Below are 24,762 nucleotides of genomic sequence, written 5' to 3'. Positions count from 1 at the left end.
GAATACAAAATGGCGTTCATGTTTACAGTCAGCCCTGACTTTACTCCGGATCATTTATCGGGTTGGTATATTTTTAATACGTGGTTGCAAAAACAAACCGGTGAGGGAATACACCTGGAAATGTATGATGATTTCAATAGCCAAAGACAGGCGATTAAGGACGATAAGGTAGACCTGATTTACGCCAATCCCTTCGATGCGGCGATGTTGGTCAGGGAAAAAGGCTTTTTGCCGTTGGTAAAGGCCGACGGTACCGCCGATGAAGCCATTATTGCCGTGAATGCCGATAATAAGGTGGAAGATGTTGCCCATTTGTCCCCTGGCGTTAAGGTCGCTTATACCGATGACCCCGATGTCAAGATGATGGGGATGATTATGCTGGAACCGGGAGATTTGGATGCGACCAATATCGTTCCAGTTATTTCGGATACCTATGTGTTGGTTGCCAAACATTTGTTGAAAGGAGAGGCCGATGTCGGCATCTTTCTGGCCGAAGCCTATGACGATTTGTCTTCAGTAATCAAAAAACAACTGCGTATTCTGGTGCGTAGTCAGATCAGCGTGATTCATCATGCATTGATGATTGGACCCAATTTGCAGCATAAACGAGAGGAAATTCAACAAATGCTCCTCAACATGAACAACGAAGACAAAGGCCAAGGGGTCTTGAAAAGTCTTGGTTTTTCGGGTTGGGGAAAGGTGGATGATGAAGAAATGGAATTCATGATCGATTTAATGGATACGTTGGTTATGTAAATGGCGACACAGAAATTGGTGGTGGCTATTTCATCGAGGGCTTTGTTTGACCTTGACGAGTCTCACCGAATTTTCGAACAGCAAGGGAAAGAAGCGTTTTGTAAGTACCAGATTGAGCACGAAAACGAAATTTTAAAGCCTGGTTTTGCGTTTAATCTGGTCAAGAAGTTTCTCCATATTAATCAATTGACCGCCGCCGAGCCGCTGGTTGAATTGGTTCTGTTGTCGCAAAATAGCGCGGATACCGGGTTGCGTATTTTTAATTCGATCAGCCATTACGGCTTGAATATAACGCGGGCGGCGTTTACCAGTGGCGTTTCGCCTTACAGTTATATTCCTGCTTTTGGCGTGCATTTGTTCTTGTCGGCCAACGGCGAGGATGTCGAAAAAGCATTATGCGCCGGTTATGCTGCGGCGACAATCGTGTGTGGTTCCAGCGGTAATCATACCGAGCAGCTACGCATTGCCTTCGATGGCGATTCCGTATTATTTTCCGATGAGTCGGAACGGATTTATCAGCAACAAGGCTTGGAGGCCTTTGCCGAAAACGAACGCAAATCGGCGCGCCAGCCGTTAAGCGGCGGGCCGTTCAAGGAATTTTTGAGTGCTTTACACCGCATCCAAGCCCAATGCGCGCAACACCCCACCGCGCCGATCAGAACCGCGTTGGTGACGGCTCGTTCCGCGCCGGCTCATGAACGGGTGGTGCGCACGTTAAGGGCGTGGGATATTCGCATTGATGAAGCGTTTTTCCTCGGCGGCATGCCGAAAGGCGCTTTTCTAAAAGCTTTCAATGCCGATATTTTCTTCGATGATCAGAAAGGGCATTGCGAATCGGCGCAAAGCCATCATATTGCAGCAGGCCATGTGCCCCATGGCGTGAGCAATCAGTAACTCATCCGGTAATGGGCGAAAAAAGGGCTGTAATCGAGCAAAGAATCGAGCCGGGCCTTTTTCGAGCCGAGCTGGACTTCCGCTCCATTGCGGTATTTGTCGTAAGGCAATAATATTTCGGGTGTTTCGCTTTCTTGGTTGATGAGGATGGCAGTGGAATGAGAATATTGATCCGATTGCATGGCTTGTGTCGATAAATTGCCCGTAAATTTTTCGATCAATACCATGGTCGATTGCGTATTCGAGAGGGCTTGGGTTTGTAAAATTTTACCGGCCATATAGGCATTTTTTTTATTGACCAGCAAGACCAGGTCGCCTATTTGCCATGTTGGATTTTTACTTTCGATGTGGAGATAATTTTTGTTTTTGCTTTGTAATAGTTTGACGTTTTGTCCATCGACAGGAGTGCCTTGTAGGGCGGCTTGTTTCTGTACTTGTCCAAAACTACTCATAAGGCTTTTTTCATGCTCCAACGGCTCGAGGGAAAAGCTGGATTGTTTTTTTTGTTCCGGGATCTTAGCGCTGAGTTCCTGTATTCGCTTTAACTTTTCCAGTTTGTTCAGAAAATCGTAAACAGGCTTGAATCCGGAAAACAGCGTTAAAACGATTGGCGCGGAAGGAAGAGTCTCGTTTATCAGCTTTTCATAGCCGGTCAATAGCTGGTAAAGGCGCTCTCGTTCTTGCTTGCTTATTTTGACAGCAATGGCGGAAGATTGAAGCGGTGGCAACAGGGCCGAAACATCGAGCGCGATTTCGGTTCTATAGAGGGGGCGGTTGGTTTGTGTGATTTGATAAGGCACGCCTTTTCTATAGTTCCAAATATAGCGGCAGGTTCCGCTTTTTTCCTGTGCAAACTTCAGTAAATCGGAATATTCGTTGGCAAACGCAAACAAGGCCTGGTGATCGGTGGGAACTTGTTGATGAAATGCCGTCAGTGTGAAGAGCAAATTGCGTTTAATGACTTGTTCGATCGAAGATTGATGCCTGAATTCCGAAATCTTGTTGGCGATATCTTCTTGCAAACCAGTGTTGTTCTGAGCGAAAGTAAATAATTCTCCACTTTTGTTCCACAAAGTTTCCGAGGGCAGTTCGTGAAACAGGTTGCTTAGGCGGAGATACTGGCCGGTCAGTTGCAAGGCAAAATAGACCGCCTGGAGCTTCTGCGGAATAGAGAGATGTTCGCTTTCCAATAAGCTATGGAAGGCCAAGGCCAGGTTTCTCAGCAATTGCAGGCTAAGTTTGGCGATTTTTGCCGTCTTATTTTTTTGTGGTCCCGGTTTTAACAAGGCGGCCAAGGCATTGGCTAGATGCAATGTTGTTGGCATCAGCTTCATTAGCAATGGAAAAACCAAAGTATGTTCGCAGCCCGCCTTCCTTAATTGGTTGATGGCCTGGTTAAGTTGGCTGCCTGCATTGACGGGAGGTAGCGCACTGATTGACTCGAGCCAAGCACTGAGCGATTCGATATTTAAGTAAAAGGGCAGTGAACGATCCGCTGACATCGATATTCGTTAAAAGTAATCTTGGGAGTGCAACTAAGTTTAGTTTATTTGTGAGCCATTTCTGAGAATAGCTTGGCAATAACTATAAATCAGCTTGCTTAACAAAGCGTTAATTTGTTTGGCGCACCCGCGACCTCCCGAACCAATTTAGGCACCAAATAGCCCGGTAGCCTTGTTTTGATTTGCTTCATCAGCAAGCGGGCCGGCTGTTCGTCCACGTTGAAATGGGCGGTTCCTGCGGCCTTGTCGAGCAAGTGTAGGTAATAAGGCAGCACGCCTATTGCGAACAACCGTTCGTTGAGTTGACATAACGCCTCTGCCGAGTCATTGACTTCTTTTAGGAGAACGCTTTGGTTTAATAAGGTAGCGCCATGTTGTTTTAATTCGCGGCAAGCTTGTTCGACCGACCGGCTTAATTCACGGGCATGGTTGGCATGGATCACGACGACGATTTGTTTTTGATTGTGCTGAAGGCAGGTCAGCAGCTCAGGGGTGACCCTTGCGGGCAAGACCACCGGCAAGCGGCTGTGAATACGGATGCGCTTAAGATGAGGGATTTGATCCAGTTGCTGGATTAACGTGGCGAATTTTTCGTCATTGATAAGCAGTGGATCACCGCCACTGAGGATGATTTCGCTGATATCTGTCCGAGCATTCAGGTATGCCAGGGCCTTGGCTTGCCGCTGCGGCGTCAATTGAACCTGGTTATAAGGGAAGTTGCGCCGGAAACAGTAACGACAATTAATCGCACAAGCACCCGTCAAGACAAGCAAGGCTCTTCCTTGGTATTTGTGGAGTACTCCCGCTTCGGCGACGGCGGCCATGTCGCCTACCGGGTCGGCGACAAAGCCGGGCGCATCGAACAATTCTTGTTGGACAGGCAGGATTTGCCGTAACAAAGGGTCGTTGGGGTTCCCCTTTTCCATGCACTCGACAAAGCTTAACGGCACCTTCAAGGGGAACGTCTTGCTGTTCGCAATGATCGGGAGTTCCCCGACGGCGATATCCAAATGACGGCATAAGCTTTCGATGTCGCCGAAGCCTTCGGCGAGTTGTTTGTGCCAGTTGTTGTGTTGCGATTGTTTCAAAATTATCCGTAGTGAGGCTGAAAAAGGCATAAATGGTAGCCAATATTCCTATCAAAATACATATCCTTTATAATGCTTGAGATTATTGTTTGTTCACACGAGGAAAAAATGGCTAGTTATAGCACCAACGAATTTAAGGGCGGTTTGAAGATCATGTTGGATGGAGATCCCTGCTCTATCATCGAAAACGAGTTCGTCAAGCCGGGCAAAGGACAAGCGTTCAACCGGGTGAAAATCAGGAACCTTAAAACCGGGCGTGTGATTGAGCGTACCTTCAAGTCGGGTGAATCAGTCGAGGGAGCCGATGTTGTCGAAGTCGAGATGCAGTATCTGTACAACGACGGCGAGTTCTGGCATTTCATGGCGCCCGATACCTTCGAGCAATATCAGGCCGATGCCAATGCGGTAGCTGACGCCGCAAAATGGTTGAAAGAACAGGATATCTGTACGATGACCTTGTGGAATGACTCTCCCTTGTCTGTCATGCCGCCGAATTTCGTCGAATTAACCATTACCGAAACCGACCCCGGTCTAAAAGGCGACACCTCTGGCGGCGGCGGCAAGCCGGCCACATTGGAGACCGGAGCGGTGGTGCGCGTGCCGTTGTTCGTGCAAATCGGCGAGCTGATCAAGGTCGACACCCGCACTGGGGAATATGTTTCCCGTGTAAAAGAATAGTGACACCGGCCAATTGGCGGCCGAGCTGCGATCTGCGGCAATTGCGCTTCCGCGCGCAATTGCTGGCGGCCATCAGGGATTTTTTTCAAAGCCGGAACGTCATGGAAGTCGAGACGCCATTGTTATGCCATGCCACCGGCACCGATCCACAACTCGATTTCTTTCGTTCGCGTTTCAATTTTTTGCCGTCGCGGCCTACCTTGTTTCTGCAAACCTCGCCGGAATTCGCGATGAAGCGTTTGCTGGCAGCAGGAAGCGGGTCGATTTATCAAGTCTGCAAGGCTTTCAGAAATGGCGAGAGCGGACGTTATCATAATCCCGAATTCACCATTTTGGAGTGGTATCGAGTCGGCTTTCGTTTGACCGACCTGATGAATGAAGTCGCCGATTTGTTGATGGGGCTTTTAAGTCCCCATCTCTCCTTGCAGTCGGTGCAGATTGTTAGCTACCAGGATATTTTTGTCGCTAATACCGGCTTGGATCCCTTGTCTTTTCAGCGCCGGCGTTACGAACAGTTTGCGCTGCGAAACAATATGCCCGAGGCGATAGACATATGCCAAGACGATCATGCCATGTGGCTGGACTTGATCTTTAGCCTTAAGGTGCAACCTGAACTGGGCAAGGATTCGGTTTGTCTGGTGCATGGTTATCCGGCCATTCAATCGTCTTTGGCCAGAATCAAGGAAGACGATTCCCGCGTGGCGGAGCGGTTCGAGGTGTTTGTCAAAGGCATGGAATTAGGCAATGGCTTCTTTGAATTGGCGGATGCTTCCGAACAGGAAAAACGCTTTGATAAGGAAATTGTCGAACGCCAGGTACGGCAATTACCGACGGTGGAGAAAGATGAGCGATTTTTGGCGGCGTTAAAACATGGATTACCCGATTGCAGTGGGGTGGCTATCGGTCTCGATAGGCTGTTAATGATTATCAGTGGAGTCGAGACCATCGACGAGGTGCTGGCTTTTCCGATTGCCAGAGCTTGATTGCAACCGTTATTTAGCTTCGGCAATCCTGAAAGCGAACCTCGGCATGATATAATTTTCGCCATTTAATTTAACCGGTAACCCTTTGTGAAAAAGAAACATATTTTTCCATTCCTGATGTTGGCGGCAATGGCCGTGCCGGCGCTGAAAGCCGCCGACGGCTTTGTCGTTGAAGATATTCAGGTCAGGGGGTTGCAAAGGATATCGGCGGGCACGGTTTTTAACTACCTCCCTGTCAATATCGGTGAAAATTTTACCTCGGATAAAGCCGGGCCATCGATCAGGGCGCTTTTTCAAACCGGTTTTTTCAAGGATATTTCCTTGGAACGGGAAGGGAATACGCTGGTTGTCAATGTGGTCGAAAGACCTTCGATCGCCAAAATCATTTTCGAAGGTAACAAGGACTTAAGCACCGAAGATTTGAAAAAGGCCTTGGATTCGATCGGCTTGTCCGAGGGTAAGGTGTTTAATCGCCTGGTGTTGGAAAAAGTCGAACAGGAATTAAGGCGGCAGTATTTCAGTCACGGCAAATATGGCCTGAAAATCGAAACGAGCGTCACCAATCTGACTCGTAATCGGGTCGGTATCCATATCAAAATCTCCGAAGGCCGTGTCGCCAAAATCAAGCAAATCAACATCGTCGGCAACAAGGTGTTCGATAAGCAAGATCTGATCGACGAGTTCGAATTGAGCACGACCAATTGGCTGTCTTTCTATACCAAGGACGATCAGTATTCGAAGCAAAAGTTGTCTGCCGATTTGGAGCGACTGCGTTCCTATTATCTGGATCGGGGCTATATCAATTTTGCCATCGAATCGACCCAGGTAGCGATCACGCCGGACAAAAAGGAAATTTACATTACGATTAATGTCAAGGAAGGCGACCTCTACACCCTGGAGAAAGTCAAGGTCACCGGTAATCTGATCGTGCCGCCGGAAGAATTGATCAGTTTGGTGCAGGTTGGACCGGGCGAGATTTTTTCCAGAAAAAACGCGACCCAGACCTCGAAGGCGATTTCCGATCGTCTGGGAGATGAAGGCTATGTGTTTGCCAATGTCAACATGGTTCCCGAAATTGATGAGGAGCAAAAGACAGTCGACATGACGTTTTTCGTCGATCCCGGCAAGCGCGTCTATGTGCGCAGAATCAATATGCGCGGCAATACCAAAACGCGCGATGAGGTGCTGCGCCGGGAAATGAGGCAAATGGAATCTAGCTGGGCGTCGACCGCTAAGATCGAGCGTTCCAAAACCCGACTGGAACGGTTGGGGTATTTCGAAGAAGTCAATGTGGAAACGCCGCCGGTCGTCGGTACGGCCGATCAAATCGACGTTAATTATTCGGTCGTGGAGAAATCATCGGGTAACTTGTCGGCGGGTGTCGGTTTCTCGCAAACCCAAGGGATCGTTTTCAATGCCAACGTCTCCCAGGACAACGTATTCGGTTCCGGCAAACGGGTGAACCTTGCATTCAATAACAGTTCGATCATCACCCAATACAGCTTTGGCTATTTCGATCCTTATTTCACCCTCGATGGCGTCAGCATGGGCTACGATATCGGATATAGCGCGCGCGACGCCAATCAGGCCAATATCTCCAATTATTCGACCGACGTCATCAATACCGGTTTCAATTTTGGTATTCCGCTGAACGAATACGACCGTTTGCGCTTCAATATCGATCTGAAGCATACCAAATTGAATACCTCGTCGTATTCGTCAAATGAAATCGTCGATTTCGTGCAGAACGAAGGTGAAAAGTTCCTAACGCTGGCGACGTCGGTGGGATGGACCCATGATACCCTGAACCGGGCCATTTTCCCCAGCGAAGGCGGTCAGCAACGCTTGTCGGCGTTGGCGACCATTCCGGGCAGCGACCTGGAATATTACAAGATCGCGTACAAGCACCAACAGTATTTTCCGTTGTCCAAAGACTTTACCTTCCGGCTGTTAGGCGAATTGGCCTATGGTGACGGCTATGGTAAAACCGGCAGTCTGCCGTTTTTCGAACATTATTATGCCGGCGGCGTGCAATCGGTCAGGGGTTACAACCAGAATACCCTGGGACCGCGAGATTCGAATAACAGGCCGTTCGGCGGTTCCAGTAAAATCGTGGGCAAGGCCGAGTTGTTTTTTCCGGTGCCTTTCATGGAGGAAAGCAAATCCATCCGCTTAGGTTCTTTTTTCGATGCCGGTACCGTAAGCGACAGCTTCAAGATCGACAATATGCGTTATTCGGTTGGCTTGTCCGGCGAGTGGTTGTCCCCATTCGGCGCATTGGCGGTCAGTTTTGCCGTGCCGCTCAATTCCGATAGCCAAGATGATACGCAGGCCTTTCAGTTTTCATTCGGTTCAGGATTTTAGTTTAGTTTGGCCGAGTTTTACCCTATAATCGTCAGAATGATTGATTGAAATATCAATAATATCGGGTTTCTTATGAAAGACGCATTTGTTAAGCAGGATGTTGATTTTTTTCAATGTGTCCCGAACAAAAAGTTGATTAATAAGTTTTGTTTAGCGAGGGATCTTTTCCATCGGAAAAGGTTGTTTGCGTGCATGGCCTGGTCGGCTTTTGGTTTTCTCGGCAATTTTCGAAACTTTGCCGAACAGAATTATATAAACCTAACTGGAGATGGTTTTAATGATGAAAAATAAAATTGCTTTGTTTCTGGCGTTGATGTTTTCCGCGAATTTATGTTTCGCTGAATTAAAAATCGGTTTCGTAAATGTCGCCAAGGTTTTGGAGAAGGCGCCGCAAGCGGCCAAGGCAAAAGAGCGGCTGGAGAAGGAGTTTTCACCGCGTGACAAGCATCTGGTGGCGCAACAAAAAGAAATCAAGGCGCTGGAGGAAAAACTGGCGCGCGATGCCTCGGTGATGGGCGAGTCCGAACGCCGTAAACTGGAACGCGACATCATTGGCAAAAAAAGAGAGGCCAAACGTTCGCAGCAGGAATTCAGCGAAGATTTCAATATGCGCAGAAACGAGGAATTAGGTAAGTTGCAGCGCCGTATCGTCGAAGCGATCAGGGCTTTGGCCAAGGAAGAAGGTTTCGATTTGTTGCTGACGGACGGTGTTATTTATGCCGGTGAGCAAATCGATGTGACCGAGCAAGTCCAAGAAAAACTGGCGAATCTGTCGGATTGATACTTTAGAGCAAGAAGACAGCAGATATGGCCGGACAATTAGATATATTAGAAATCCAGGAATTTTTACCGCATAGATACCCTTTTTTATTGGTTGACAAGGTCATCGAATGCGAACCGGGGAAGCGGTTATTGGCGGTAAAAAATGTCACTTATAACGAGCCTTTTTTTCAAGGCCATTTTCCTCATGTGCCTATTTTTCCTGGGGTATTGATCATGGAAGCCTTGGCGCAGGCTACCGGCCTATTGGCATCGCAGACGGATGAAAGTCTTGGCAAGGGAATGACGTATTACCTCGCCGGCATCGACAAGGCCCGTTTCAAACGGCCGGTCGGTCCCGGTGACCAGTTAACGCTGGAAGTCACTTATGTCAGAAGCAAGCGCAATATCTGGACCTTCGATTGCCGGGCCGAGGTCGAAGGCGAGCTGGCGGCCAGTGCGCAAATCATGTGTGCGGCGGCGGTGGAATAGTGATAGATCCTAAAGCAGTCGTCGATGTCAATGCGGAAATCGCCGATGACGTTCAAATCGGTCCTTTCTCCGTCATCGGGCCGGACGTTCAAATCGATTCCGGCACGGTCATCGGTCCGCATGTCGTGATTAAGGGTCCGACCGCGATCGGCAAGGATAATCACATCTATCAATTCGCCTCGATCGGCGAGGACCCCCAGGATAAGAAATATGCCGATGAAATAACGCGCCTGGAAATCGGCGACCGTAACACCATCCGCGAATTCTGCACCATGCACCGGGGGACCCAACAGGACCAGGGGCTGACCTTGATCGGCAGTGAAAACCTGTTCATGGCTTATACTCATGTCGCCCATGACTGCGTCATCGGCGATCATGTCATCATGGCCAATGGCGCTTCCATTGCCGGCCATGTACACATGGGCGATCATGCCATATTAGGCGGCTTTACCCTGGTGCACCAATTCACCCAGATTGGCGAATATAGCTTTTCCGCGATGGGTAGTGCGATTACCCAGGATATTCCGCCTTATGTCATGGTCGGAGGGCGTCCGACGCGGCCGCATGGGATTAATTCCGTTGGCATGGAGCGCAATGGTATTTCCCCCGAAGTGATCCGGCAGATTCGCAAGGCCTATAAGATTCTTTACAAAATGAATCTGCGCCTCGAGGATGCCATCGAGGAAATCGAAGATTTGGCGGGGGAGAGCAACGAACTTTCAAATATGGTCAGCTTCTTGCGCAACGTGACCCGGGGCATCTTGCGCTGAGTCGTGCTGGCCGGAATCGATGAAGTAGGCCGAGGCTGCATCGTTGGCCCCGTCGTGGCGGCCGTCGTAGTGTTGCGTCCCGGCAAACCGATTCCCGGCTTGACCGATTCGAAAAAACTGACGCCCAAAAAGCGAGAAATTTTTTGTGAATCCATCAAGGGATCAGCTCTCGCCTGGGCCGTGGGTCGGGCCGAAGCCAGTGAAATCGATCGACTGAACATCTTGCAGGCATCGTTATTAGCAATGAAGCGGGCTTATACGCAACTTTCCCTGCCGATCTCCAAGGTTTTAGTCGACGGAAAATTCTATCCCGACATTGCCTGCCCCGGCGAAACCGTCATTCAGGGCGATTTGACCGTCGCCGAAATTTCGGCGGCTTCGATATTGGCCAAGGTCGCCAGGGACGAGGAAATGCAGGTCCTGGACCGGCTCTATCCGGGCTATCAATTCGCCGGCCATAAAGGCTATCCGACCAAACTGCACTTGCAAATGCTTCATCAATTGGGCATCACCCCACAACATCGTAAATCCTTCGCTCCGGTAAAAAAACTGCTGGTTGATTAAACACACTGCTGGCGCGGCTCTTTATGAATCCTTCGTTCATTCATTTACGCATACATTCCGAATTTTCGCTGGTCGACGGTATCGTCAGAATCAAGCCGTTGGTACAAAAACTGGCCGACTTTGCCATGCCGGCGGCGGCGTTGACCGAGCATTCCAATTTATTTTCGCTGGTAAAATTTTATCGCGCGACGCAAGGGCAGGGCATCAAGGGGATCGTCGGCGCCGATATTAATATCTACAATCCCGAGGAGCCGGCTACGCCCTACCGGATGACGTTATTGGCGCGAAATGGTCGTGGCTATGTCGTCTTGACCGAATTGATCTCGAGGGCGTATCAGGAGGGGCAGCATCTCGGCATACCGATGGTGCGGAAGGAATGGATAGAGCAAAACCACGACGGTTTGATCGCTTTATCGGGGGCGCTGGAAGGCGACATCGGGCAGGCCTTGCTGATGGAAAATCGGGAGTTGGCGGAGCAACTGGCCGCCTATTGGTCGGGCTTGTTTCCGGATTGTTTTTACTTGGAACTGCAGCGCGTCGGTAAAAACGACGAGGAGCGCTATATTCAGGCGGCGGTCGAACTGGCGCTGAATTGGGCGCTGCCGGTGGTTGCCACCAATGACGTCCGCTTCCTTAAGCAAGAAGAATTCGATGCCCACGAAGTCAGGGTGTGCATTCACCAAGGCCGGGTGCTCGACGACAATCGTAGGCCACGAAACTATACCGAACAGCAGTACTTGCGTAGCGCGGAGGAAATGCAGGAACTGTTCGCCGATATTCCCGAGGCGCTGGAGAACACAATCGAAATCGCCAAACGATGCAATGTGCAATTGACGCTGGGAAAGAATTATCTACCCGATTTTCCAGTGCCCGAAGGCATGACGTTGGACGACTATTTCAAGGCCGCGTCATGGCAAGGGTTGGAAGAACGCCTTCGGCAACATCCGCCGGTCGGCAAAGGAACGCCGGAGGAAAATCGCAAGGTTTACGAGGAACGTCTCGAGGTCGAGCTCAATGTCATCACCCAGATGGGGTTTCCCGGCTACTTTATGATCGTGGCCGACTTCATTCAATGGGCCAAGAACAATGATATTCCGGTCGGACCCGGCCGGGGATCCGGGGCCGGGTCATTAGTCGCCTATGCCCTAAAGATCACCGACCTCGATCCGATCGAGTTCGATCTGCTGTTCGAGCGCTTTTTGAATCCTGAACGGATATCGATGCCCGACTTCGACATCGACTTTTGCATGGAGCGCCGCGACGAAGTGATCGACTACGTCGCCCGCCATTATGGCCGGGATCACGTCTCCCAGATCATCACCTATGGATCGATGGCGGCCAAGGCGGTGGTGCGCGATGTCGGCAGGGTGCTGTCGTTTTCTTATGGGTTCGTCGACCGGCTGGCCAAATTGATTCCGTTCGAGATTGGCATGACCTTGGAAAAGGCCTTGAAGGAAAGCGCCGAATTGAAGGAGTTGTACGACAGCGAGGAAGATGTCAAAACCTTGATCGACATGGCGCGCGCATTGGAAGGCATTTCCCGCAACGCGGGCAAACATGCCGGCGGGGTCGTGATATCGCCCAGCAAGTTGACCGATTTCACGCCGGTGTATTGCGAACAAGGCGGCGGCAACCTGGTGACCCAGTTCGACAAGGATGACGTCGAGGCGGTCGGCCTGGTCAAGTTCGACTTCCTCGGCCTGCGGACGCTGACGATCATCGATTGGGCCCTGCAGACCATCAACCAGAAAAAACAGGAGCAGGGCGAGGAGCTTGTCGATATCAGCAAAATCCCTCGGGATGACAAGCCCAGTTACGAACTGCTGAAAAACGCCCAGACCACCGCGGTATTCCAGCTGGAATCGCGGGGCATGAAGGAGTTGATCAAGAAACTGAAACCGGACTGTTTCGACGACATCATCGCCTTGGTGGCCTTGTTTCGTCCCGGTCCGCTGGAATCGGGCATGGTGGACGACTATATCAACGTCAAGCATGGCGCCAAGGCGGAATACGCCCATCCCCTGCTGGAACCGATCCTGCAGCCGACCAACGGCGTTATCCTGTACCAGGAACAGGTTATGCAGATCGCCCGCGACATGGCCGGTTATACCTTGGGCGGCGCCGACATGCTGCGGCGGGCGATGGGCAAGAAAAAGCCCGAGGAAATGGCCAAACAGCGGGAGATCTTTACCGAAGGGGCGATCAAAAACAATATCGACGAATCCATCGCGACCTATATCTTCGATTTGATGGAGAAATTCGCCGGTTACGGGTTCAATAAATCGCACTCGGCGGCCTATGCCCTGGTGGCTTACCAGACGGCATGGCTGAAAGCGCACTATCCGGCCGCTTTCATGGCGGCGGTGATGTCGTCGGACATGGACAATACCGATAAAGTGGTGGTCCTGATCGAAGAATGCCGGCAGATGAAATTGACCGTTCTGCCGCCGGACATCAATAGTTCCTCGTATCGCTTTACTGTCAACGATGACGGGCAGATCGTTTACGGTATCGGTGCGATCAAGGGCGTCGGTGAAAACGCTATCGAGGACCTACTCAAGGAGCGCCAAGCCAATGGCCCCTTTATTGGCTTGTATGATTTTTGCAAGCGGGTCGATCTGCGCAAGGTCAATCGTCGCGTGTTGGAAGCCTTAATCAGGGCGGGCACGTTCGATTCCATTAACGACAACCGAGCCGCGCATCTGGCCGAGCTGACCACGGCGTTGAGGGTGGCCGAGCAACACGGCAAGATGAGTCAAACCGGTCAGAACGACCTGTTCGGCTTGGCGGTGGAAGTGGAAAGTTCCGACGACGATGCCGAAGCCTATACCAATACCGTTGAACCTTGGACGGAAAAAGAACGGCTGGAGGCGGAAAAGCAAACGCTAGGCTTGTTTCTGACCGGCCATCCGATCGACGAATACGAAGCCGAGTTGAAGCATATCACCCATGGCACCATCGCAAATTTGCTGGATGATGCGGAAAGGTCCAAAGGAAAAATGGAAGGGCGGGTGGCCGGCCTCGTCATCGAAATGAGAACGCGCCAGACCAAACAGGGCAAGATGATGGGGTTCGCAACGCTCGACGACCGCACCGGCCGCCTGGAGGTGGCCGCGTTCAGTAAGGTCTATGAGCAATTTCGTGACATCATGGCGAAAGACGCCTTGCTGGTGGCGGAGGGGGGGATGAGTGTGGATGATTTTTCCGGCATGTTGCGAGTCACAGCCGAGAAAATGTATACCTTCGAACAAGCCAGGGAAATGTTTGCCCGCAGTATCCAGTTAACCTGGCGCAGTGACGGTATCGCCGATCAAGCGATTTTTTGCCAGGGATTGACGGAAATTCTCAGGCCCTATTGCGGCGGTACCTGTCCGGTCGTGATCCGGTACCGTTCGCGACAAGCCAAGGCAACCATTCAACTAGGCAACGAATGGCGCGTCTCTCCAAGCGATGAATTATTGCTGCGGTTGCGGAGGTTTTTGAACGACAAGCAGGCGGTCGAGGTCTGTTACCGTTAGCTGCCCCGAATAGAAACCGCTCGAATTCGGTTTAGCAAAGCCCGAGGTTACCGGGCGTTGACTCCGCATGTCGCCGGGAAATCATACCGGCGGCATGCACTTTCGCCTTCAACGCAGTCATATATCGAACTCAGGTTAACCAACGCCTTCTAGCGTGTTTCCGGTTTCCGCATCGAAAAGATGGATCTTGTCAGCGGTTAGCCTGAGAGGCAGCGATTCGCCTGGTTTTACCATCGTCGCCGGATCGAGCCTCGACACCAACGTGACGCGGCCTGGAGCAAACAGTTGTTGCGCTGCGGCGCCCGCCATTGCCGTGACAACGGTATCGGAATAAACAAACAGTTCGGCGCCCAGCCATTCGGCGACATCGATATCGGCCGCAAAAGTGATGCTGCGTTCATGATAATCTTGTCCCGAAACCAGGCTTACGGCTTCGGGACGGAAGCCGGCGATGACATGGCCATTCCCAAGTCCGCCGCGGTCGGGCAGTGCCACTTCGCCGAACGGCAATAGCAATCGGCCGTCCTCGATCCGGCCCGGCACGAAGTTCATGCCCGGCGAGCCGATGAAACCGGCGACGAACAGGTTGGCCGGACGGCGGTACAACTCTCGGGGCGTACCGACTTGTTGTACGACGCCGCCATTCAATACGGCGACGCGGTCACCCAGGGTCATGGCCTCGGTTTGGTCGTGGGTGACATAGATCATCGTCGTCCCCAGCCTTTTCTGCAAACGACCGATTTCTCCGCGCATTTGCACCCGCAGCCGGGCATCGAGATTGGACAGCGGTTCGTCCAGCAGGAACGCGACCGGGTTCCTGACCAAGGCTCGCCCCATCGCCACCCGCTGCCGCTGGCCGCCGGACAGGGCGGCGGGCCGGCGTTCCAACAGCTCGGTCAACTCCAATAGCTCGGCGGCTCGCTCGACCTTTTGCCGGATTTCGCGGTTGGGCAGCTTAGCCAGCTTAAGCGGGAAAGCGATATTGTCGCGTACCGTCATGTGCGGATAGATCGCGTAGCTCTGGAAAACCATCGCCATGTTGCGGTCCTTCGGATCGAGTTCGTTGACCCGGCGGCCGTCGACCCGGATTTCGCCGGAACTGACATCCTCCAGGCCGACGATCATGTTCAATAATGTCGATTTGCCGCAGCCGGAAGGACCGACCAGGATAAAAAATTCACCGTCGCGGATCATCAGGCTGGTTTCTTGCAACACCCGGGTAGCGCCGGGAAACTGTTTGCTGACCCGGTCGAGCACGATTTCCGCCATAATGACTCCTTAACCCTTGACCGCGCCGGCGGTCAGGCCGGCGACGATGCGTTTTTGAAACAGCAAGACGATGACGACGACCGGTAGCGTCACGACCACCGAAGCCGCCGCGATCGAGCCGGTCGGCTGCTCGAATTGCGAGCTGCCGGTGAAAAAGGCGATCGCGGCCGGCACGGTGCGGGCGGCATTGGTCGAAGTCAGCGAGGTCGCGAACAGAAAATCGTTCCAGGCGAAGATAAAGACCAGGATCGCGGCCGTAAAGACGCCGGGCGCCGCCAGCGGGACGATGATGTGGACGAAGGCCTGAAACGGCGTCGCGCCGTCGATGCGCGCGGCCTTGTCGAGGTCCCAGGGCAGTTCGCGGAAAAAAGCCGACAAGGTCCAGATCGCCAGGGGCAGGGTGAAGGTCATGTAGGGGATGATCAACCCGGCCCAAGTATCGTACAGACCGACGGTGCGCCACAGATTGAACAGCGGGCCGATGAGCGATACCGGCGGAAACATCGAGACCGCCAGCACGCCCCCCAGCACCAGCTTCTTGCCGGGAAAATCCAGGCGCACGACGGCGTAGGCGGCGAACAGCGCCAATACGATCGATAAGGCGGTCGCGATCAGGGCGATGCCGAAGGAATTCCATAGCGCCGCCGGAAACTGGGCGTCGGCGAAGATGGCGCGATAGTTGTCGAAGGTGACGGGTGACGGGAAGAAGCGGCGGTCGTTGAGGTCGGCGGGGCGTTTCAGCGACAGCGAGACGATCCAGGCCACCGGAATCAGAGCATAGGCCACGACTGCCGCGCCGAAAACGCTCCAGAAAAAGTCTTCTCGCCTGTTGCGCAGGGTCATTGTCCCCCCGAACGGGTCAGCGGCGCGGAGAAGCCCTTGATGAACAGCAGCGCTATGAGCAGCACGCCGAGGAATATCAGTACCGATACCGCCGAACCTAGCCCCAGGTTGAGGCGGGCGATCAGGACGTTGTAGCCGACTATCGACACCGTTTCGGTATCGGCCGCGCCGCGGGTCTGGATGTACACGGTATCGAAGATGCGAAAGGCATCCAGCGTGCGGAACAACAGTGCGACCAGGATCGTCGGTTTCATCAACGGCAGGGTGATCTTGACGAAGCGTTGCCGGGCCGTGGCGCCGTCGACCCGAGCTGCCTTCAGCAAGTCCTGCGGGATTAGGGTCAAACCCGCCAACAGCAGTAGGGCCATAAACGGAGTGGTTTTCCAGATTTCGCTGAAGATGATGACGAAGAATGCCGACCAGCGTTCGCTCAACCAAGCCTGGTCCAGGTTCAACAGGGCATTGACGAAGCCGGTGGTCGGATCGAAGGCGAATTTCCAGGCCAGCGCTGCCACCACGGTGATCATCGCATAGGGGATCAGGATCACGGTGCGGATGGTTCGGCGTCCCATAGTCGCCTTGAACATCAGTAAAGCCAGCGCGAAGCCCAATACCAGTTCCAAGCCGACCGAGCCTAGGGTGATGATCAAGGTATTGCTCAGTGCCCGCCACCAGACTTCGGAACCGAGCACGCTGGCGTAATTGGCCAGACCGACGAACTGGCTTTGTTCCGGGAAACGCAAATCGAAGCGGTGCAGCGACAGCCAGAAGGCGTTCAGAATCGGATAGCCGGTCACCAGCAGCATCGCCAATACGGCCGGTGCGCACAGCAGCCAGCCCAGACGCCGCTCGGCCCTGGAACGCCCCGTCAAAACAGGCCCTCCGAGCGCAATGCCCGCTGCACGGCTCGGCGCAAGCGTAGGCCGTCGGTTTCGGGATCGATGTCCGCCAGCGGGTGCAGGGTGTGGCTGATGGCCAGCGAGATATCGTTATAGACCGGGGTCTGCGGCCGTTGCACCGCGTCCAGCAGCGTTTCCAGCAAGGTGTCGGCCATCGGGAAGCGTTGTCTCACTGCGGGCGTTGAATACAACGCCCGCAACGTCGGCGGCAGTCCGCCCTTGCGGGCGGCGAGCTTTTGATTATCCGCCGCCGTGAGGCAGGTGACCGCCTCGAATGCCATTTGCGGATGGCGACTGTAGGCGCCGACCGCGAGATTGATGCCGCCGATCGTGACCCGGCTCGGTTGCCCCGCTATCACCGACGGCCAGCGCGCCCAGGCCATATTTTTAGCGATGTCGGGCGCATTCTGCCGGGCGCTGGGCCAAACGAAGGAATAGTTAACCATGAAAATGGGGTTGCCGGTTTCGAAGGCGAGACGGTTCTGGTCTTCCCGGGAAACCGCCAGGCCCGGGTCGGCGGCCGGCGAGGTGGCGATGCGACGCAACAGGGACAAAGTCTTGTGGGTCGCTTGCCGTTCCAGGGACACGCTGTTGCCGTCGCTGGCGAGGACGCTGCCGCCGGCCGAGGCGAGGAGGGAGACGAAGAACACCGTCAGGCCTTCGTAGCGCTCGCCTTGGACTTGAAGGGCGCCAGGCCTGGCGAAGCTTTCGGCCCGCTCGATCATCTCGTCCCAGGTGACGGGCGGGTTCTCGATTAAGTCCTTCCGGTACCACAATAATTGGGCATTGCTGGTGAAAGGCAGGGCCCAGAGCCGGTCATGATAAGTGGCGCTGGTCACGGCCGCCGGCAGCATGCCCTGGGTCGCGTTCGCGGCTGTCGTTTCGGGCCATGGCAAGATCCAGCCGGCCTGGGCGAATTCGGCGGTCCAGATGACATCCATGCCGATGATGTCGATGGCCGGGTCGCGAGCGGCAAGGCGCCTGACCAACTGTTCGCGTTGTTGATCGGCGTCGGACGGTAAAGGGGTGAATTCAATTCGATAACGGCCGTTCGCCTCTTCGCTGCAATGGCGCGCGGCATCCCGAAATGCGCCGGAACGTTCGTCGAACACATACCAGTTCAAGACAGGCTGACCGCTTTGCTGTTGCTGGTCGCAGGCTGCCATGACCAGTACAGCCAAGGGCAAAAAAAGACCGTGTAGGTAAAAAAATTTGGCCAATGTTATTGATCCCGTGCTGGTTGTGTGTACCCAGATACCCGAAATTAAACAAAATATAATACTTGCGTCAAGTAAAGGGTTTACGGGCTATGGTTAAGAACAAGGAAAAAATGACAATCTCGTTACGATCGGTTATAAGGAAGGGTGGAAATTTTCTAATTCCCGGATGAGAAGGCGGTGTCCATGGTCGATATTCCCAGTTTAAGGCGTGAAACCCGCTACGGCATGCCAGCCGCCGATCAAATCCTTTTCAACCGGCATTACGTACTCGGCTATTCCTACTACTTCAGGCAAGCAAAGTGGGCGCTGGAGATCGTCGACCGGGAGTTGATCGACATCGAGCGGGCGGAGAATTTTCGTCCCGATTACCGAATTCCCGAAATGTTCCGAGCCGATCTGGTCGATTATAAAAATTCCGGTTTCGATCGCGGCCATTTAATCGCCAGCGCCAATCAAAGCGAAACAGAAATTCAAAACAGCGAAACCTTTTTACTTTCCAATATGTCGCCGATGGCGCCCCAATTCAATCGGGGCATTTGGAAAAAACTGGAGGATGCCATCAGGGCGCTTAACGCCCAAAAAAAGATATACGAAACCTACGTCATTTGCGGCCCGATATTCGATTTCGATAAGCCGGTGAAACGAATCGGCACGGAAGACCGCAATAAGGTGTCGCTGCCGGTTCCGAACGCTTATTTCAAATCAATATTGACCGAAAACAGCAAAGGCGCTTTGCATATGTGGTCATTTATTATCCCCAATGAAGAAATCGATAAACCGTTAGCGGATTTTCGGGTGCCGGCATCGTTGGCTGAAAGAATGAGCGGAATTCTGTTGTGGAGCAAGTTGGTTGGCGGCAAGATCGAACGCGAAAAAAACAAGATCAGGAAAATGTGGTAATAAGAAAAATGATAACACCTTGTTTGATCGGATTGCGGTCGTATTAAAAAATCCGATTCAAATTACGGTTAGAAAAAATGTTACGCTATAAATCTTCAATTCTGTAACGAGCTGGAAAGAATTTATGCAAATCCCACTACAAATTACATTTCGTGGAATACCAAAGTCTGAAGCGGTGGAAGCCCGAATTCATGAAAAAGTGAGCAAGCTGGAGCAATTTCACTCTGATATCATGAGTTGCAGGGTAGCGGTCGAAGCAGAACATCAACAACATCATCAGGGCAACCTCTACCACATTCGTATCGATCTCACCCTGCCGGGAAAGGAAGTTGTTGTGAGCCGCGAGCATCATGACAAACAAGCGTATGAGGACATATATGTCGCGATACGTGATGCATTTAATGCGGCTGCCAGACAATTGGAAGATCACGTGCGGATTCGGCGAGGCGATGTGAAAAATCACAGTTTGCAACAGACCGGAACGGTCATGCGTTTGTTTCCCGAAAATGATCACGGTTTTATTGAATCGGCGGATGGCCGTGAAATTTATTTCCATCGCAATAGCGTGGTCGGAGATGGATTTGATTCATTGGCCGTTGGAGATCAAATTCGTTATGTCGAAGAAGACGATGATCTCGGCCCGCAAGCCAGCATTCTCTATCCATGATCGACGCTATAGTTTTGCAACAATGCCGTATTTAAGAGGGTAATTTATGAGTGATAATGCTCCCGGACAAAAAACGCCCGAAACATTGCAAACCTTGAAGAAATGGGCCGCGACCGTTTATCTATGTCAGCTACTGACCTTTACGCTGGCAGGTCTGCCTTTGTTGGTGGGGGTGGCGCTTAACTTCCTGAAACGTAACGAAGTGCAAGGCACATGGTTGGAATCCCATTTCGACTGGCAAATTAAAACCGCCTGGGTGGTCTTGGCGGGGTTTGCGTTATCTGGACTTACCCTGCAATTCGGTATCGGTTTTATTATCTTGCTGGTAACGGTGGTGTGGATGATATACAGAATTGTCATTGGCTGGTATGCATTGACTGACGGCAATCCCATCAAAAATGACAAGAATTGAATCTCGTTGCCGCTATACGGAACAAGACATCGTTATAGCCGTATCTTCTCGATTTTCTGGCGGTTAATGTTGTCCGGCTGTAAGAGTTTTGGCTGATTCCGGTTTTCATAAAACGGACATAGAACCGCTGTAGGATAGCAGACAGTTATAACTGTCTTGGTCTCGACAATGGAATTGAGTCTGCTCACGCTGAATTTGCATACCTATCAGCAGCATCCTCGTCACTGTCCCTTCGACACGATGCACCAACATGAACGGGAAGCGCAGATCATCGCCGAGGCGATCGCGCATTTGGAGATAGACGTGATCTGTTTTCAAGAGGTTGGGGAATACCTGCACGACCCGGTTACCCGTCCTTATGGCGAGTCTCCCTCGAACATGGCGTTCCGCGTCTGTAATAAATTGCGTCATTGGGGTATCTGGTACCACATTCATCAGGATTGGAGCCATATCGGTTTTTACCGCTGGCGCGAAGGGACCGCCATCTTGAGCCGATACCCGATGCGGCACAATTATTCCGCCTATGTCTCCATGGACCGGCGCAAGGACAACTATATGTCGCGTAATGTCACCATGTCCTGTATCGATGTGCCCTGGTTTGGCCTGCTGCATGTCGCCAATGTCCATTTAAGTTGGGGTCATCACGGTTTTTTCGAGGAATACTGGAACCTGAGGAATCTGATCGAATCCAGGCGGCATTTCGGCATCAGGGCCGATTTGATCGTCGGCGATTTTAATGCGCCGGCCGGCGAACAGGCTTATAACCATATCGTTGGCAACGGTGACTATGTCGATCAATTCCATGAGTTGCATCCTCACCGATTTTACGAGCCCAGTTATCGCGGGCAGATCGATGGTTGGATAAACCATCCTCCCAAGCGCATCGATTATATTTTTAAAGGCAACGGACAGCCTATTCGCGTCAAAACGATGGATTCTATTTTCAATGATGGGTTCTTCCCGGTCGTTTCAGACCATTTCGGTTATTTTGCTCGGTTTGAACTGTATTAATGCGAAGTTCGGCGTCGAGATGACACAACGGGCAAGCGGTGCTTGTATCGGCCTGGTTTGTTCGTTAATCTGGGCTTGGGGCGATAAGCCTTCTAAGGAATGCTTGCGGGTTTGAATCTGTGGCGAGAATTGTTTAGTTTGCAATTGGGCGGCAGATAAAGAAGCGGGAGAGACGGATCTCTGAGTCCGTTAATCCCCGGTATGTCGAATTTGGGTGTTCAGCGTTTTAAATATTCGGCATGAGTCGGTCGATTTCACGGGACGCGTGACTGGCTGCTCATGGCATTTGTCTGATGCTGCACGGCTACATCCCAGTGCCTAAATTCTATAATCGAGGAATGTAGGGCATTGGGGACCTGAGCAACCGATCTCTAAACTCGGCGAAAAATTTTTTCCTTCAGTCTTTCCTATCTTTAGGAGCCAATCATGACTAATGATCTATTCATCGATGATTTGCCCGACAACGAACTGACGCAACTGCATGGTTATTGGCGCGCCTGCAATTATCTAGCGGCCGGCATGATTTATCTGCAGGACAACCCCTTGTTGCGGCAGCCTTTGCAACCGGAACACATCAAGAACCGCCTGCTCGGTCACTGGGGCGCCAGCCCTGGCCTCAGTTTCGTCTACGTGCATATGAACCGGCTCATTAAAAAACTGGATCTCAATGCGATCTTTCTGGCCGGCCCCGGACACGGCGCGCCGGGGGTATTGGCGCCGGTTTACCTGGAAGGCACCTATGCGGAAATTTATCCGAACAAGAGCGAGGACCTCGACGGCCTGCGCCGTTTTTTCAAGGCGTTTTCTTTTCCGGGCGGTATCGGCAGTCATTGCACGCCGGAAACGCCGGGATCGATCCATGAAGGCGGCGAGTTGGGGTACAGCATATCGCATGCTTTCGGCGCGGCTTTCGATAACCCCGATTTGCTGGTCACGGTCGTAGTGGGAGACGGCGAGTCGGAAACCGGGCCGCTGGCGACGTCCTGGCATTCCAATAAGTTCCTGAATCCGATCCGTGACGGGGCGGTGTTACCGGTGCTGCATCTCAACGGTTACAAAATCAACAATCCGACACTGTTGTCGCGGATTTCCTACGAAGAATTGGAGGCCCTGTTCAAGGGTTATGGTTGGACTCCTCATTTTGTCGAAGGTGACGATCCATTAGAGATGCACCGTCAGATGGCGGCGACGATGCATCAATGCGTCGACGAAATCCAGCGGATACAGCAGCAAGCCAGGAGCACGGGCAGCTTCGAACGACCGCGCTGGCCGATGATCGTGCTGCGCAGTCCAAAAGGCTGGACCGGACCGAAGTCCGTCGATGGGCATAAAATCGAGGGATTCTGGCGCGCCCACCAAGTCCCGTTGACGGCGGTCAAGGAAAATCCCGCCCATCTGCAGCAATTGGAAGCGTGGTTGAAAAGCTATGGCCCGGACGAGTTGTTCGATGAAGAAGGCCGTCTGATTCCCGAGTTGAAGGCACTGGCACCGGAAGGCAATCGGCGCATGAGCGCCAATCCGCATGCCAACGGCGGTTTGTTGCGTAAAGCGTTGCGGTTGCCGGATTTTCGCGATTACGCCGTGATCGTCGGCGAACCTGGCAGCACCCAAGTGGAAAACACCCGGCCGCTGGGCGCATTTCTGCGCGACATCATGCAAGCCAATCCCAAGCGTTTCCGCGTGTTCGGACCAGACGAAAACACATCCAACAAACTGGATGCGATTTACCAGGCCAGCAAAAAATTGTGGCTAGCCGATTATTTGCCCGAGGACGAGGATGGCGGCGAATTGTCCCGCGACGGCCGGGTCTTGGAAATGCTGTCGGAACATACCCTGGAAGGATGGCTGGAAGGGTATCTGCTGAGCGGGCGGCACGGTTTCTTCTCGACCTACGAGGCATTCGTCCATGTCATCGATTCGATGTTCAATCAACACGCCAAATGGCTGGATATCAGCGAGGAAATTCCCTGGCGCGCCCCGATTTCGTCGCTGAACCTGTTGATTACATCCACGGTCTGGCGCCAGGATCATAACGGTTTCACCCATCAGGACCCCGGCTTCTTAGACATTGTCGTCAACAAGAGTCCGACGGTGTGCCGGATTTACCTGCCGCCCGATGTCAATACCCTGCTATCGGTGGCCGATCATTCGCTGAAAAGCACCAATTACATCAATGTCATCGTCGCCGACAAGCAGAAGCATCACCAATTTTTGGACATGGATGCCGCGGTCAAGCATTGCACCAAGGGTTTGGGTATTTGGAGTTGGGCCAGTACCGACCAGGGGCAGGAGCCGGACGTCGTGATGGTCGGCTGCGGCGACATCCCCACGCAGGAAGCGCTGGCGGCGATCAATTTATTGACCGAACATTTTCACGATCTGAAAATCCGTTTCATCAACGTCGTCGACCTGTTTAAGCTGCTGCCGGACAGCGAACACCCGCACGGGTTGCCGGACCGCGATTTCGATAGTCTGTTCACCAAGGACAAACCGGTGATTTTCAATTTTCACGGTTATCCGTGGTTGATCCACCGCCTGGCCTACCGCCGCACCAACCACCGTAACCTCCACGTCCGAGGTTACAAGGAGAAAGGCAACATCAACACGCCGCTGGAACTGGCCATCCGCAACGAGATCGACCGTTTCAGCCTGGCCATCGATGTTATCAACCGCGTGCCGCGATTACAGGTCACGGGTGCCCATGCCAAGGAAAAACTGCGCGATATGCAGATAGAATGCAGCCAATACGCTTATCAACACGGCGTCGACAAGCCGGAATTCGCCGACTGGAAATGGTCCGCTCCCGTATGAGCAGCGCCATGCTCTGCAGTTTCATCGTTCCCATGCTCTGCGCACATCGTTATACACATCTCTATGTTAACCGTGTCATTCTGGCAGGGATTCACGCTGGGCTATCCTGCCCAACGCCCTTCTGGTTAATGCAAATCTGTTCCCTACAGATTTGTGCCGGAATCCAGACTACATGTATTTGGCTTGTCATCCTTGACACTGGATACCCGCTCCCGGCGGGTATGACGAGACTTAAGTATAACGATGAGTGCTCTACGTGGGAACGCAGAGCGAACCGCTCCGCGGTTGAGGACGCGGAGCATCCCAGCCCGTGTCCCCAGACAGAACGTAAGAGCTATCTGCTGATTGCCAAGAGCCAAAAA

The 24,762-nt window shown here is 52.6% G+C and carries 21 protein-coding genes; 15 read left to right on the top strand and 6 right to left on the bottom strand.

The window, feature by feature from the left end:
- Nucleotides 1–9 precede the first annotated feature (9 nt).
- Together EP25_RS0107415 and EP25_RS0107410 are read left to right on the top strand one after the other, a co-directional pair.
- Entirely contained in the window at nt 10–756 is a 747-nt protein-coding gene (locus EP25_RS0107415) for a phosphate/phosphite/phosphonate ABC transporter substrate-binding protein (RefSeq protein ID WP_031433285.1), read from the top strand.
- Entirely contained in the window at nt 757–1,650 is an 894-nt protein-coding gene (locus EP25_RS0107410) for a 5'-nucleotidase (protein WP_031433284.1), read from the top strand.
- On the opposite strand, the gene EP25_RS0107405 is transcribed toward EP25_RS0107410, so the two are convergent.
- Nucleotides 1,644–3,152: a hypothetical protein gene (locus tag EP25_RS0107405; protein WP_031433283.1), complete on the bottom strand. Its 1,509-nt coding sequence runs from the start codon at nt 3,150–3,152 to the stop codon at nt 1,644–1,646. The genes EP25_RS0107410 and EP25_RS0107405 overlap by 7 nt on opposite strands.
- Before the next feature lie 98 nt (nt 3,153–3,250).
- Nucleotides 3,251–4,240, bottom strand: coding sequence for an EF-P beta-lysylation protein EpmB (gene epmB / locus EP25_RS0107400; RefSeq protein ID WP_031433282.1), 990 nt, complete (start codon nt 4,238–4,240; stop codon nt 3,251–3,253).
- Between the two features lie 108 nt (nt 4,241–4,348).
- Here epmB and efp point away from each other — a divergent pair, with 108 nt between their 5' ends.
- The 8 genes from efp to dnaE all read left to right on the top strand — a co-directional run bounded on the left by efp (nt 4,349) and on the right by dnaE (nt 14,368).
- Nucleotides 4,349–4,918 (top strand): elongation factor P, encoded by a 570-nt coding sequence (gene efp, locus EP25_RS0107395; RefSeq protein WP_031433281.1) that lies wholly within the window; start codon nt 4,349–4,351, stop codon nt 4,916–4,918.
- The gene (gene epmA / locus EP25_RS0107390; RefSeq protein WP_031433280.1) at nt 4,918–5,901 is read left to right on the top strand and encodes an EF-P lysine aminoacylase EpmA; all 984 of its coding nucleotides are present in this window, start codon (nt 4,918–4,920) and stop codon (nt 5,899–5,901) included. The genes efp and epmA overlap by 1 nt, the downstream gene beginning before the upstream one ends.
- A 117-nt stretch (nt 5,902–6,018) precedes the next feature.
- A complete protein-coding gene (bamA, locus tag EP25_RS0107385) occupies nt 6,019–8,265 on the top strand; it encodes an outer membrane protein assembly factor BamA (RefSeq protein ID WP_031433279.1) in 2,247 nt (748 codons plus the stop codon).
- A 280-nt stretch (nt 8,266–8,545) separates the two neighbouring features.
- Nucleotides 8,546–9,046, top strand: coding sequence for an OmpH family outer membrane protein (locus EP25_RS0107375; protein ID WP_031433277.1), 501 nt, complete (start codon nt 8,546–8,548; stop codon nt 9,044–9,046).
- Between the two features lie 26 nt (nt 9,047–9,072).
- On the top strand, nt 9,073–9,516 hold the full coding sequence (gene fabZ / locus EP25_RS0107370) for a 3-hydroxyacyl-ACP dehydratase FabZ (protein ID WP_031433276.1): 444 nt from the start codon (nt 9,073–9,075) through the stop codon (nt 9,514–9,516).
- Nucleotides 9,516–10,286 (top strand): acyl-ACP--UDP-N-acetylglucosamine O-acyltransferase, encoded by a 771-nt coding sequence (gene lpxA, locus EP25_RS0107365; protein ID WP_031433275.1) that lies wholly within the window; start codon nt 9,516–9,518, stop codon nt 10,284–10,286. Before fabZ ends, lpxA begins: the two co-directional genes overlap by 1 nt.
- Nucleotides 10,287–10,289: 3 nt before the next feature.
- Nucleotides 10,290–10,850, top strand: a complete 561-nt coding sequence (gene rnhB, locus EP25_RS0107360) for a ribonuclease HII (RefSeq protein WP_031433274.1) — start codon at nt 10,290–10,292, stop codon at nt 10,848–10,850.
- Between the two features lie 23 nt (nt 10,851–10,873).
- Nucleotides 10,874–14,368: a DNA polymerase III subunit alpha gene (gene dnaE / locus EP25_RS0107355; RefSeq protein WP_031433273.1), complete on the top strand. Its 3,495-nt coding sequence runs from the start codon at nt 10,874–10,876 to the stop codon at nt 14,366–14,368.
- A 135-nt stretch (nt 14,369–14,503) separates the two neighbouring features.
- Here the strand turns inward: dnaE and EP25_RS0107350 are convergent, their stop codons facing one another.
- From EP25_RS0107350 to EP25_RS0107335, 4 genes are read right to left on the bottom strand one after another with little or no spacing between them, the layout of a single operon-like run.
- A complete protein-coding gene (locus tag EP25_RS0107350; RefSeq protein WP_031433272.1) occupies nt 14,504–15,637 on the bottom strand; it encodes an ABC transporter ATP-binding protein in 1,134 nt (377 codons plus the stop codon).
- A gap of 9 nt (nt 15,638–15,646) precedes the next feature.
- A complete protein-coding gene (locus tag EP25_RS0107345) occupies nt 15,647–16,480 on the bottom strand; it encodes a carbohydrate ABC transporter permease (protein ID WP_031433271.1) in 834 nt (277 codons plus the stop codon).
- On the bottom strand, nt 16,477–17,352 hold the full coding sequence (locus EP25_RS0107340) for a carbohydrate ABC transporter permease (protein WP_031433270.1): 876 nt from the start codon (nt 17,350–17,352) through the stop codon (nt 16,477–16,479). The genes EP25_RS0107345 and EP25_RS0107340 overlap by 4 nt, the downstream gene beginning before the upstream one ends.
- Nucleotides 17,349–18,599 carry an ABC transporter substrate-binding protein gene (locus EP25_RS0107335; protein ID WP_031433269.1) on the bottom strand — a complete coding sequence of 417 codons (1,251 nt, stop codon included), beginning with the start codon at nt 18,597–18,599 and terminating at the stop codon, nt 17,349–17,351. Before EP25_RS0107335 ends, EP25_RS0107340 begins: the two co-directional genes overlap by 4 nt.
- Before the next feature lie 183 nt (nt 18,600–18,782).
- Here EP25_RS0107335 and EP25_RS0107330 point away from each other — a divergent pair, with 183 nt between their 5' ends.
- The 5 genes from EP25_RS0107330 (at nt 18,783) to EP25_RS0107310 (ending at nt 24,400) form a co-directional block, all read left to right on the top strand.
- Nucleotides 18,783–19,499 carry a DNA/RNA non-specific endonuclease gene (locus EP25_RS0107330; protein WP_036300330.1) on the top strand — a complete coding sequence of 239 codons (717 nt, stop codon included), beginning with the start codon at nt 18,783–18,785 and terminating at the stop codon, nt 19,497–19,499.
- A 124-nt stretch (nt 19,500–19,623) separates the two neighbouring features.
- Complete coding sequence (locus tag EP25_RS0107325; RefSeq protein WP_031433267.1) at nt 19,624–20,166, top strand: HPF/RaiA family ribosome-associated protein; 543 nt, start codon at nt 19,624–19,626, stop codon at nt 20,164–20,166.
- 46 nt (nt 20,167–20,212) lie between these two features.
- Nucleotides 20,213–20,578 carry a DUF4870 family protein gene (locus EP25_RS0107320; protein ID WP_031433266.1) on the top strand — a complete coding sequence of 122 codons (366 nt, stop codon included), beginning with the start codon at nt 20,213–20,215 and terminating at the stop codon, nt 20,576–20,578.
- A gap of 168 nt (nt 20,579–20,746) precedes the next feature.
- Nucleotides 20,747–21,589, top strand: coding sequence for an endonuclease/exonuclease/phosphatase family protein (locus EP25_RS0107315; RefSeq protein ID WP_031433265.1), 843 nt, complete (start codon nt 20,747–20,749; stop codon nt 21,587–21,589).
- 426 nt (nt 21,590–22,015) lie between these two features.
- Nucleotides 22,016–24,400, top strand: a complete 2,385-nt coding sequence (locus EP25_RS0107310) for a phosphoketolase family protein (protein ID WP_051906474.1) — start codon at nt 22,016–22,018, stop codon at nt 24,398–24,400.
- The last annotated feature ends 362 nt before the right edge of the window (nt 24,401–24,762 follow it).

It is taken from the genome of Methylomarinum vadi (genome assembly GCF_000733935.1).
GTDB lineage: Bacteria > Pseudomonadota > Gammaproteobacteria > Methylococcales > Methylomonadaceae > Methylomarinum > Methylomarinum vadi.
Note: the sequence above shows the minus strand (reverse complement) of the source record. Positions and strands in the feature narration are given on the sequence as shown.